Source organism: Robbsia andropogonis (assembly GCF_034047095.1).
GTDB lineage: Bacteria > Pseudomonadota > Gammaproteobacteria > Burkholderiales > Burkholderiaceae > Robbsia > Robbsia andropogonis.
In genome coordinates this window covers 1,518,328-1,530,967 of the sequence record NZ_CP139170.1, presented here as the reverse complement: position 1 = coordinate 1,530,967, position 12,640 = coordinate 1,518,328, and the positions used below count along the sequence as shown (strand labels likewise).

The window sequence follows — 12,640 nt, the reverse complement described above, 5'->3', positions numbered from 1 at the left end:
TTGAACCCCGTTTACTGCTTCTTACCGATGCGTACCGTCAACCTCGCCGGCTATCTCTTTGTGTCCATTCCGGACCCCGCCGCATGGCGCGCGCCGCTGCGCGAACGCTGTGATGCCTTGCAACTGCGCGGCACGATCCTGCTGTCCCCCGAGGGCATCAATCTTTTTATCGCCGGCGCGCAGCCGCAGACGGATGCCCTGATCGGCTACCTGCGCGACGATCCGCTGTTCGAAGGCCGTCTCACGCCGTTGACGTTCAAGACAAGCCTTTCGGAACATCCGCCTTTTGGAAAAATGCGGGTCAAGCTGAAGCGTGAAATCATTACGATGCGGCACCCAACGATTCGCCCCGAAGCCGGTCGTGCACCGTCCGTGTCGCCTGAGACGTTACGCACCTGGCTCGATCGCGGACACGACGACAACGGCCGGCCCGTGGTCCTGCTAGACACGCGTAACGGCTTTGAAATCGATCACGGCACGTTCGAGGGCGCGATCGACTGGCGACTGGAGAAATTCGGTGACTTCCCGGACGCGGTAGAGACGCATCGGGACACCTTCGACGGCAAAACGGTCGTCTCTTTCTGTACTGGTGGTATTCGCTGCGAAAAGGCTGCGATTCATATGGCTAACAACGGCATCAATGACGTGTACCAGCTTGAAGGCGGCATTCTCGGTTATTTCGAACACGTCGGCGGCGCGCATTACAACGGCGCCTGCTTTGTCTTCGATGAGCGGGAAGCGCTGACGCCGGCACTGCAACCCGTCTCCCGCGCAGCGGCAACCTCGGATGCATTCGAACAGTAATCCGCACCGCGATGACGGCGTGCCGGGGGCCCGCATGCCGTCATCGCGGTCTACCGCGCCGCGCCCCTATTGTGGACGCTTCGCCCCTTCCCCGACAGGGCCATTGCACGCCGGTTCACTGATCAGCGCGCTTGCCAGTTGGCTTGATGCAAAATCACACGACGGCACCTGGCTGGTGCGCATCGAGGACGTCGATCAACCGCGCAGCGTCCCTGGTGCCGCCGACGACATCCTCGCCACGCTGGCCGCCTACGGGCTGCACGCCGACGCCCCGCCAGTATGGCAGCACGATCGCGACCAGGCCTATGAAACCGCGTTTGCGCAATTGCGCGCGAGCGGCCTGCTTTATCCCTGCGGCTGCACCCGACGCGAGATCGCGGATGCGCTGGCGCACCATGACACGCGCCATCGACACGCAACGCTGGCTTATCCGGGTACATGCCGCCATGGCTTGCATGGTCGCGCGCCGCGTACCTGGCGCTTGCGCGTACCGGAAGGCACCGCGGCATGCTTTCACTTCGTCGACCGTTGGCATGGCGCGCAGTCACAGGATCTCGCCGCCGAGGTTGGCGACTTCGCGCTGCGGCGTGGCGACGGGTTGTGGGCCTATCAATTGGCAGTCGTTGTCGACGATGCGGCCGCCGGTGTGACCGATGTGGTCCGAGGCGCCGACCTGCTCGATTCCACGCCCCGGCAGATCTACCTGCAGCAATGTCTGGGCGTCCCCACGCCACGTTATCTTCATGTGCCAGTGCTGAACGACGCACGCGGCGAGAAATTGAGCAAGCAAACAGGTGCCGAGGCGCTACCGCGAGACGCCACCGGCATTGATGCGGCATTACGCGACGCATTGCGTTTTCTACAGCAGGAAATGGGCTTGCCGACGATACCGTTGCTAGAGGAATGGAACGCGAACACGCCACCCCATGCTGAAGCAATTATGGCGGAGGGTCGAACGCGTCTACTGGACGAAGCCGTTATCGCATGGCGACAACGCTTCGGAGGTGCTACCGTCGTGGCAATACCAAGGTCATCCGGGGAGACACCCCCCCCAATGCCTTCCCCCTCGGCGTGATCAGAAGGGGCGTTGCAGCCCGCATCCGCGAAATGGATCGGAACCCGGCGGCGAAGCGCCGATCAGTCCGGCTTGCGCGGCATACCCAGGCCGCCGAGCAAGGCCGCCAGCGGCCGCTTCGCGGTGGTGCGCTTGCCGTGATCCAGCGACGCGTCAGACGCTGTTGCACTGGATGCATCCGTTGGCTTCACCATCGGCTCATACGGCCGAGTGAAGATGTCGTCGATGGGAGCGTGACGTCGCGGACGACGATCCGTCCCACGGCCCGACCCATCCCCGTAGAGGCCACGGCCTTGATGCCCAGACGCACCCTCGCGGCGCGAATGGGCATCGGCGCCGTCACGGGGTTCGCGCAGACTGCTCGCTCGGCCATCGCGCGGTGATCGATCACCGCGCTCACGCGCAGGCGATGCGGGCAGCATGAGCGTCTCGCGTTGGAGCGGACGTCCAATCATTTTTTCAATGTCCGCGAGCAGGCGGAGATCCTTGCTCGAACACAAAGACAACGCGTCGCCCGACGCACCGGCGCGACCGGTGCGGCCAATCCGGTGCACATAATCTTCCGCATTGAACGGCAAATCGTAGTTGATAACCGCGGGCAAATCGGTCACATCCAGTCCACGTGCCGCCACGTCGGTGGCGACCAAGACCGCCAACGAGCCTTTCTTGAACGCTTCCAGCGCCTGCATGCGTTCGCTCTGTGACTTATCGCCGTGGATCGCCGAAGCAACGATGCCGTCATGCTCGAGGGTCCGCGCCAGACGACCCGCTCCCAGCTTACTGTTGCAGAACACAATGACCTGCTTCAGATCGCGCGCGCGGATCAACTGCGTCACCGCCCGCGGCTTGTCCGCTTCGTCCACCTCGAACAGTATTTGGCGGACCGTCGATGCGGTCGCATTACGCGCCACTTCGATCGTCGTCGGATTACGCAGGTAAGTCGACGCCAGCTTCTTGATATCGTTCGAAAAGGTTGCTGAAAACAACAAGGTCTGGCGGTTTTCAGGCAACAGATTCAGGATGCGCTGCAGGTCGGGCAGGAAGCCCATGTCGAGCATCCGGTCCGCCTCGTCCAGCACCAGCATCTGTACCTGGCCCAATTGCACATTACGCTGCTGCACGTGATCAAGCAGGCGACCCGGCGTTGCCACCAGGATCTCGACACCGCCTCGCAGTGCCTGCGCCTGGCCCTGCATGTCGATACCGCCGAACACAACAAGACTGCGCAGGTCCGTATGCTTTGCATAGGCCGCGACATTGTCCGCCACCTGGTCCGCGAGCTCACGCGTCGGCGTCAGGATCAACGCGCGCACCGGATGGCGCGCGGGAGAGGTGCTGTTGTTCGCCTGCGGCATCAACCGCTGGATGATCGGCAACGAGAAACTGGCCGTCTTGCCGGTACCCGTCTGCGCCGCGCCCATCAGGTCGCTGCCCGTCAGCACCACCGGGATCGCGCGCGCCTGGATCGGCGTGGGCTTCGTGTAGCCTTGCTCGGTCACCGCCTGGAGCAGTTTCGGATGCAAGCCGAACGTTGCGAACGTCACCGCATCGGGCACCACCGCCGGGACGGTTTCCACCACGTCCCCAACGTGCGAGATCACTGGCGCCACGTCATCCGCGGCCGGACTGGCAGGCAGTTCGGTACCCGTCTCTGGTGGAGGAGCAACCGTGGACGGAGCGGCCTTTACAAACGATGCGGATGCGGCGTTCGTGTTATCGGTCTCGGACGGCGTGGCGTTCTCGCCGCTGCCGTGAACCGGAAAAATTCCTGACTCGGACATGGAAATAGGTATAGGGCGGTCAGCGGTGGATCAACGACGCTTCACAGTCGAAGCGTGAAAAGATCGGCGCCGGCCCTGAAATCATCAAAATCGCGCGCTGTCCTGGTGGACGGCCGCGGGCATGCCGGTGGCATGCGGCACATGGAGGCTATTGTAACACCGGGAATTTCAAATACTTGCGCGCGGGGGTATTCCCCGCCCCGCGCTGGCGTCATTCGACACGGCGCGGCTTGACCCGAGCCGCGGCAGTGCGGGCACGCTCGCGTGCCTCATCCGTCGTCGACCCGGTGGCAACCGCCACGCCCATGCGGCGCTTCTTGAAGCTTTCCGGCTTGCCGAACAACCGCAGGTCCGCGCCTGGCACCTTCAACGCATCGGCGACGCCATCGTAGGCAATCCCTTGCGCTTCCATGCCGCCATAGATCACCGCGGACGCGCCAGCCTCACGCAGCGACGGGTCCACCGGTAAGCCCAGGATCGCGCGTGCATGCAGGTCAAACTCGGAATAGCGTTGCGTGCACAGCGTTACCAGACCGGTATCATGCGGACGCGGACTGACTTCGGAGAACCAGACATCGTCGCCTTTTACAAACGCTTCCACGCCGAATAGACCGCAGCCACCCAGTGCCTCGGTTACTTTGTGCGATACATCACGGGCCTTGGCAAGCGCGACCGGACTCATGGGTTGAGGCTGCCAGGATTCCACGTAGTCGCCGTCCACCTGGCGATGCCCGATCGGTTCGCAGAAGAAGGTTTCAACGGCACCCGACGCCCCTACCGCGCGTACCGTCAGTTGCGTTATTTCGTAATCGAAGTCGATGAAGCCCTCGACGATGACCCGCGTACCGGCAACGCGTCCACCTGCCATCGCATACGCCCACGCAGGGTCCAGATCGGCCGCGGAGCGCAGCACGGATTGCCCCTTGCCCGATGACGACATCGCCGGCTTCACCACGCACGGATAGCCGATGCCGGCGTCGATCGCCGCTTCGAGCGCTTCGCGCGTATCGGCAAACGCATAAGGCGAGGTCGGCAACGCCAGGTCCTCGGCGGCCAAGCGGCGAATCCCCTCGCGGTTCATCGTCAATTGCGTGGCACGCGCGGTAGGGACCACGCGCGCCAGCCCTTCACGCTCGATCTCGGCAAGCATGTCGGTGGCGATTGCCTCGATCTCCGGCACGATCAGATGGGGGCGCTCCGCTTCGATCACCGCGCGCAACGCCGCGCCGTCGGTCATCGCGATGACATGCGACCGGTGGGCGACCTGATGGGCCGGCGCGTTCTCGTAGCGATCGACCGCGATCACTTCCACGCCCAGGCGCTGCAGCGCAATGACCACTTCCTTACCCAATTCACCGGAACCAAGCAGCATGACGCGCAACGCGGACCCGCTCAATGGTGTGCCAAACGCGGGCAAGACGGATGGGGTGGGAGCGGCGGAAAGGGTCGATTGGCTCATGGCGACAATAGCGTGATCAAGGAAGGGTTCGGAATGGCGGGATTGTACCCGGTCGACGCGTGTGGGCGTATGCGCGTCGTCGCCGCTGGCGCGAGGCCACCGACAAGGCACCCCGCCTTTTGACACGCTCGCGGCGGGCTCGATAGCATTGCCCATGGGTAATCGAAGGCGATCGACCAGATGACGATTGCTCAACTCTGCGTGGGCAGACCCCGCTCGGATTGCGCCAGTGTTTGCGCCGGGGCACTCTCTTCACCGCCGTTCGCCAGGGCACCGCCTGGTACCGCGGGATCCTGCGGTGCATGGCCGGTGTGAGAGCGCAGTGCCTGGCTGACACCGCCGTCAAGTCGTTCATGGAACGGTGCGCTGTCGACATCGGTCCAGACTGGATTGGGAATTTCACCAAACACCTGTCGCAGTCGCTCGCCCCAACTGCGATGAATCATCTGGTAATACGCGTTGTCCTGGTCCAATACCGCAAATCGGCTGACCCGCAACGCATCGCGCTCGTAGACCAGCAGGTCCAACGGCAAACCTACCGACAAATTCGAGCGCAGCGTCGAATCCATGGAGATCAGCGCACATTTGGCGGCCTCGTCCAATGAAGTCTTCGGCGTCACCACGCGATCGATGATCGGCTTGCCGTATTTGGACTCGCCGATCTGAAAAAACGGGCAGGCGTCCGTGGACTCGACGAAATTGCCCGCGGCGTAAATCATGAACAAACGGGGTTTCTGGCTACCGATCTGGCCGCCCAGGATAAAACTGCAGTTGAATTCGACCTGGAATTCGGATAGCGCTTGCGCATCACGCTTATAGACATCGCGAACGGCCTGCCCCACGACCCGGGCAGCTTCAAACATCGACGAAGCCGTCCACAACGTCACCGGGGTCGCCGGGAGGGAAGACGAGGCATCCGTGGTGCTGACCGCCACGGTGACCGCCTCCGTCGGGATCGCTTGCTGACCCAATGGTGCCATCGACACCGGCGCATTGCCCTGCCCAGTCCGGCGCATTGCCCGCTCGCCATCCTGCAACGCTTCCGGAGAAGCGCCCTCGGTCAACCGCTGCACGACAGCCTGCGTCAATGCGAGGTTACCGGCGCACAACAATGTCAGCACCCTGTCACCGGGCTGCTCGAACACAGCCATCTTTCGCGCCGCGCTTACATTGTCCACGCCCGCATTGGTGCGCGTGTCGGACAGGAAGACCAGCCCTTCATCCACACACAGCGCCACACAATATGTCATCTCCGCCTACCTCGCCGCCTTCGTTCAATCCGGTATTGTAGAACGGCGCGCCGATGCATCACAGGCGCGATGCGCAACTGCCGTTCGCGTGAAGCGATCACTGTTGCGCCATGCCGACGCTACTGCCAATCCCGTTGCCCAGGCCGTTCGCGGCGGGATTGCGCGCCGCCCCTCCGACGTCGACGAACACTGCCACCTCAAGTGTTTCATCCCTTCCACCGATGCGCGAGCCTCGCACCGGCGAGGCGGGCTGGAAATCGCGTGCTACCGCAAGGCGGCAATAGCGTTCGCTGGCAAATACCGCATGTGTCACGTCCACGGTCACCCAACCCGCGCCCTGTGGACCGCCGTCAAGCCAGACATCGACCCATGCATGACTTGCGGCATGGGGCACATCGCCCGGATCGATATAGCCACTGACATAGCGTGCCGGCACGCCCCGTTCCCGGCAACATGCCAACATCAAATGCGCATGATCCTGACAGACGCCGTTACCCAACGCCAGGGCCTGCGCGGCGGTGCTGGTGACCATCGTGACGCCTGGCATGTAGCGCACGCGCCCCGAGATCGTTTCGGCGAGCGCGATCAGATCCGCCGGCGTGCGCAGCGACGAATGCGTACTTGCCATCGCCCGGATGGCATCGTCGGCTTCGGTCAAAGGCGTGGCACAGGTGTAGTGCGCGATCGGGATGCGACCCGGGCCGTCCGATAGCCAGCCGTCACGCAGCGGCACCGTCTCCACTTCGCCACTGACCGCAAAGACGATCTGTTCATGCGGACGGTTCAACACCAGGGTGTGCAGGATATTGCCATAGGCATCGCGCGTGGCGTCCAGCTTTCCGGGCGCGTCGATCGACCAGTGCCGTACATGCTGTGCGCTGTTCGTTTCCGGCGTCAGGCGCAATTGCTGGATAGAGTATTGGACGGGCGTGGCATAACGGTAACGCGTATCGTGACGAATGTTCAACTGCATGGTTCCGTCTCCTGCCGCTTACACCAGCGGCAACATCAAGTAGGTTTGCATCACACGCATGCCCAGTTCATCGACACGCTTCAGAAACTGGGTCAGGTAGGTGTGCAGGCCGGTGGCATAGATCTGCTGGATATCCGCGTACAACAGTTCCGAGCGGAGCTTTCCGGCAAAACGTTCGCACTCCGCGGAACCCGGCGTCCGAAGCAGGGCCAACATTTCGCATACGTCGTCGAGCGACGCCAGCAGCGAGCGCGGCATCTGCGCGTTGAGAATCAACAATTCCACCACGCGCGACGGCGTCACCACATCACGGTACACCTTTCGGTAAATCTCCAGCGCCGACACGGAACTGAGCACCGACGTCCAATAGTAAAAATCCTCCAATTGACGCGCGTTGTCGCGCGTCAAGGTGCTGTCCGACAAGCGCACATCGAGGATACGCGCGGTGTTGTCGGCCCGCTCCAGGAAGATACCGAGTCGTATGAAATAAAACGCATCATCCTTCAGCGCCGTTGCGGAAATCACGCCGCGGGTCAGGTGGGAGCGATACTTGACCCATTCGAACAACGCCTCCGGATTGGCCGTCAGTTCGTCACGCACCAGGCGGTCCGAGAAATCCAGCCAGGTGAAGTTCAGCGTTTCCCAACTTTCCGTCGTCAATGACCCCCGCACCGCGCGGGCGTTTTCACGTGCCGCATACAGGCACGAACGGATGCTCGACGGATTCGACGCATCGGCGACCATGAACTCCAATACCGCCGCCAACGTCGGCGGGGCATCACCGTGGCGCTCGGCAAACGCGCCCTCGAGTTCCGATATCCGCAGCATTTCGCGCTGGGCTTCGGCTTCCGCTTCCGCGGTTTGTGGCAACAGCGCCCCCTTCAAGTGGATGTCGAGCATCCGGGCGGTATTTTCAGCGCGCTCCATGTAGCGCGCCATCCAGAACAAGTGGTCCGCTGTTCGGCTCAGCATGGTCGTCTTTCCTGTCTCTGTTCTTGCTGTCGGTGCGCAGAATAGCGCGCGTATTGCCGCTGCGTGCGTAAGGCGTGAGCGGCGTCGCGAATCGGCTCAGTCGACCATCCAGGTATCTTTCGTTCCGCCCCCTTGCGACGAATTCACCACCAGAGACCCTTCCTTCAACGCGACACGGGTCAAGCCGCCGGCGACCATCGTCACATCACGCCCCGACAACACGAACGGTCGCAGATCGATATGCCGCGGTGCGATGCCGGCATCGACGAAGGTAGGGCAAGCTGACAATGACAACGTCGGCTGCGCAATATATCCGGCGGGCTTTGCCAGCAAAAGCGCACGAAACGCCTCGATTTCCTCGTGCGTCGATGCCGGGCCGACGAGCATGCCGTAGCCACCCGCGCCGTGTACTTCCTTGACGACGAGTTCGGGCAAATGCGCAAGCGTGTATGCCAGATCTTCCGGCTTGCGGCACTGAAACGTCGGCACATTCTTCAGGATCGGTGCTTCGTTCAGATAGAACGAAATCATCTCCGGAACATACGGATAGATCGACTTGTCATCGGCAATACCGGTTCCCATCGCGTTCGCTAGAACCACCTTCCCGGCGCGATAGGATGTCAGCAGTCCCGGCACCCCGAGTGCGGAGTCCGGTCTGAACCCGAGCGGATCGAGAAAATCATCGTCGATCCGGCGATAAATCACATCCACGCGGCGCGGACCTTGCGTGGTCCGCATGAATACGTAGTTATCCTCGGTAAATAGGTCCTTGCCTTCGACCAATTCGATGCCCATTTGCTGCGCCAGGAACGAGTGCTCGAAATACGCCGAGTTGTACATGCCCGGCGTCAGCACGACCACTACCGGTTCGTCGACGCCAGGCGGCGCAACGGACCGGAGCGTTTCGAGCAACAGATCCGGATAATGGGCCACGGGTGCAACACGGTTCTGCACGAACAGCTCGGGGAATAACCGCATCATCATCTTGCGATTTTCCAACATGTACGAGACACCTGACGGCACCCGCAGGTTATCTTCCAACACATAGAACTCGCCGTCATCGCCGTTGCGGACAACGTCGACACCCGCAATATGGGCGTAAATGCCGAGAGGCACATCCACACCTTGCATCTCGGGGCGATACTGCGCGTTGGTGAAGACCTGATCCGCGGGAACAATACCCGCCTTGACGATATTGGCGTCGTGATAGATATCGTGGATGAACAGGTTCAGCGCCTTGACACGTTGCCGCAGCCCCGCTTCCAGTCGGCGCCACTCGTCACCCGGGATGATCCGCGGAATCATATCGAAGGGAATGACGCGTTCAGTGCCCTGCAAGTCCCCGTTCATCGCGAACGTGATACCTACGCGGCGGAACAGCAGATCCGCCTCGGCCCGTTTCCGGGCAATCGTTTCGGCAGGCTGCGCTTGCAACCACTGATGGAAACGCTGGTAGTGCCGCCTGATCCCTCCTTCCGTGTTCACATGGCCCGCGATCATGGCGGCGCCGGTCTCCTGCATTTCGTCGTAAATTCGCATCGTTACGCCTTTGGCCTGTGGCCTGCCTTGCATGGAGAGTCCTGTCTAAGCGAAAGGCATGCCCGCCTGGACGAGCCCGTCATTCACCAAGATGGGGCAATTTTGAGATTTTTTAGCCAACCTTATCCCATCCGATCATCGCATCTCGCCAATTTACGGCAAATTCCGACAAGACGCAGCGCCTTGCCGCACCATTTTGGCGCGAACCTGGGCGGCATCGTACCGCGCCATCGTTTCCCGGGCGCTATCCAAAGAGGGCAGGCCGGATATCGTCATTTTGCAGAATCAACGTGCCAATACGCCATGGATTGACATGGTTCCGGCTGTTGCGCCCCCTCGCCTTCAAACGCTGCCAGGCTGCGCGGGTAAAGCCGCGCATGGCTATCAGGTAGCCCATTATGGCACCGTAAATCTGCATCCCGTCCGTCGGCCTCTCATTTGCTTATTGCCGTCGCCTGCACGCGCGGATCGATCGGCCCACGACGCCTAAACGGCACGCTGTGACGGCGCACCTCATTTATAGAGGATAACGAAGCAATTCAGGAGAGAGCAAGAATTTTCCCGGATAGATCATTGGAAAGGCTGATCAGCCTTTCCGCGTAGGATGCGATCGGTAAGCATGCCCATGCTTTTCCAATTCGGTCAACGTGACCTGACAGTCGTACTGCCACGGCACCCGTCCAGGTGCCTTATACGTCACTTCATGTTGTTTGTCGAAGCCAGGAACCGGCAGGCATCTCGCATCGACGTGAAACCATTTCACACCAACAACCAGGCGTCTATACCGCACGTCACCTTGCATCGACCTTGAACACGGAGACCACGGCTTTCAGGTTTTTTGCCTGATCGGCCATCGACTGCGCCGCCGCCGATGCCTGCTCGACCAGCGCTGCGTTCTGCTGCGTGACACTGTCCATCTGCGCCACCGCCTGGTTCACTTGCTCGATACCCGTTACTTGCTCCGTTGATGCAGAAGCGATTTCGCCCATGATGTCGGTGACGCGTTTCACTGACCGTACGACTTCACCCATCGTCTGCCCGGCGTCCCGCACCAACCCGGAGCCATTGTTCACATCCGATACGGATTTCTCGATCAGCTCCTTGATTTCCTTCGCCGCCACCGCGCTGCGCTGCGCCAAGGTGCGCACCTCACCAGCGACCACGGCAAACCCCCGGCCTTGCTCGCCGGCGCGTGCCGCCTCGACAGCGGCGTTGAGCGCCAGGATATTTGTCTGGAATGCAATACCTTCGATCACGGAGATAATTTCAGTGACCTTGCTCGAACTCGTGGAAATATCGTCCATCGTGCTGACCACCTGCTTGACCACGTCCCCTCCCGACAGCGCCGTCTGGGATGCGGTCACCGCCAGCGTACTGCCCTGACGGGCATTATCGGTGTTTTGCCTTACCGTGGCGGTCAGCTCCTCCATGCTGGCAGCGGTCTCACCCAGCGACGCAGCCTGCTCTTCGGTGCGTTGCGACAGATCGACATTTCCCTGCGCCACTTCGCCCGCCGCGACTGAAATCGACTCGGCGGAGATCTTGATGTCCTGGACAATCGACGTCAACCTGACACGCATCGCCTCCAGTGAGGCCATGAGACTGCGGGAATCACCGCGTGTCAAATGCAGATCAATCATCAGGTTGCCCTCTGCGATCTGTGCTGCAGCATGCTGGGCGAGTGCGGGGTCACCACCGAGCTGCCGCAAGATGCTACGGGTGATCAACGTTGCGGTCACGCTCGCAATTACCACGGCAATCGTCACGATAAGGGCAATAGATTTGCGAACGCTCGAGAGGGTCTCCTCCGCTTGCTGCTGCGCTTTAACATTCAACTGATCCTCGATACTGGCCAATTCGATCGTGCGGTCGAGCCAAACGCGTTGCGGGGCACGCGCATTCTGAAGGAGTTCTCGGGTAGCGCCCGCGAAATCATTAGACTGGGCGAGTTCAATCGCTTTTCGCATCGGGGGCAACGCCGCAGCTTCGTCCTGCTTCAGTGCCACAAGAAGGGCGCGTTGGCGTTCCGTTGTCGTGGGTTCCTCCGCGAACAGACGCGATAATTTCTCGTACGCGTCGGCGTAGGCCTGTTCCTGTTTCTTGATGCGCTCGGCGTCCTGCGCGTTATCCCGTCGGTCGGTAACCAGGACCATGTTCCGGACGCCAATCGCGCGATCCAGAATGGATGCACGCAGTTCGTTGGCCAATCGCGTTTCGGCGTTGTGTACGCGTGCAACGGCATCGAATTGGGCATCCAACCGCAACAAACCATAGAAGGCGATTGCCGCCACGGTAAGCACCAGCGCCGTTAGCAAACCGAAACCGATAGTAAGACGCGTGGATACCTTCATATTGCGCATTGCCGTCCCCAAGCCAAGTAGAATTGTTTGGTTCCTTAACGGCATTTCCAATTGAATGCTGGAGCAATTTTTCTTTAGGGTTTATATGTATAAGAGCGCAGACAATGACTGGCGCAATGCACCTGTCACGAACAGCAAGATCGCTGTAATGAGATAAAAAAGGTATCTGAAAAACACTTACCGTCCGGTCGATATCGGCTCGCCGGAGGACGCCACGGGGGCCACAAATACGCCTCAAAGCAAAAAGCCACCCGAAGGTGGCTTTTCTTACTGTGTTTGGTGGGCCTCCCGTGAGTCGAACACGGCACCAACGGATTATGAGTCCGCTGCTCTAACCAAGCATGAGCTAGAGGCCCGGGGCACGCATTATCGCACGGGGTAGGCCTAATTTCCAAGCGCCCTCCCTCTGCGAATCGGCCATCAGCTC

Annotated in this window: 8 protein-coding genes, 1 tRNA gene and 1 pseudogene; 2 read left to right on the top strand and 8 right to left on the bottom strand. The window is 61.0% G+C overall.

The features are described 5' to 3' along the window. Nucleotides 1-27 precede the first annotated feature (27 nt). Complete coding sequence (locus tag SJQ66_RS20250) at nt 28-804, top strand: sulfurtransferase (protein ID WP_024902156.1); 777 nt, start codon at nt 28-30, stop codon at nt 802-804. A 34-nt stretch (nt 805-838) separates the two neighbouring features. Beyond that, a pseudogene (gene gluQRS / locus SJQ66_RS20245) lies at nt 839-1,681 on the top strand (tRNA glutamyl-Q(34) synthetase GluQRS); the annotation flags it as partial. A gap of 260 nt (nt 1,682-1,941) precedes the next feature. Here gluQRS and SJQ66_RS20240 read toward each other — a convergent pair. The 8 genes from SJQ66_RS20240 to SJQ66_RS20205 form a co-directional block, all read right to left on the bottom strand. Continuing rightward, nucleotides 1,942-3,660: a DEAD/DEAH box helicase gene (locus SJQ66_RS20240; protein ID WP_024902154.1), complete on the bottom strand. Its 1,719-nt coding sequence runs from the start codon at nt 3,658-3,660 to the stop codon at nt 1,942-1,944. 211 nt (nt 3,661-3,871) lie between these two features. Next, nucleotides 3,872-5,119 (bottom strand): formate-dependent phosphoribosylglycinamide formyltransferase, encoded by a 1,248-nt coding sequence (gene purT, locus SJQ66_RS20235; protein ID WP_320535233.1) that lies wholly within the window; start codon nt 5,117-5,119, stop codon nt 3,872-3,874. Between the two features lie 191 nt (nt 5,120-5,310). Further along, nucleotides 5,311-6,369 (bottom strand): proteasome-type protease, encoded by a 1,059-nt coding sequence (locus tag SJQ66_RS20230; protein ID WP_024902152.1) that lies wholly within the window; start codon nt 6,367-6,369, stop codon nt 5,311-5,313. A gap of 97 nt (nt 6,370-6,466) precedes the next feature. Then, on the bottom strand, nt 6,467-7,342 hold the full coding sequence (locus SJQ66_RS20225) for a transglutaminase family protein (protein WP_024902151.1): 876 nt from the start codon (nt 7,340-7,342) through the stop codon (nt 6,467-6,469). A gap of 18 nt (nt 7,343-7,360) precedes the next feature. After that, on the bottom strand, nt 7,361-8,314 hold the full coding sequence (locus tag SJQ66_RS20220; protein WP_024902150.1) for an alpha-E domain-containing protein: 954 nt from the start codon (nt 8,312-8,314) through the stop codon (nt 7,361-7,363). 96 nt (nt 8,315-8,410) lie between these two features. Next, nucleotides 8,411-9,853 carry a circularly permuted type 2 ATP-grasp protein gene (locus SJQ66_RS20215; protein WP_024902149.1) on the bottom strand — a complete coding sequence of 481 codons (1,443 nt, stop codon included), beginning with the start codon at nt 9,851-9,853 and terminating at the stop codon, nt 8,411-8,413. A gap of 791 nt (nt 9,854-10,644) precedes the next feature. Next, on the bottom strand, nt 10,645-12,213 hold the full coding sequence (locus SJQ66_RS20210; protein WP_320535232.1) for a methyl-accepting chemotaxis protein: 1,569 nt from the start codon (nt 12,211-12,213) through the stop codon (nt 10,645-10,647). A 277-nt stretch (nt 12,214-12,490) separates the two neighbouring features. Next, nucleotides 12,491-12,569, bottom strand: a tRNA-Ile gene (locus SJQ66_RS20205). Nucleotides 12,570-12,640 lie beyond the last annotated feature (71 nt).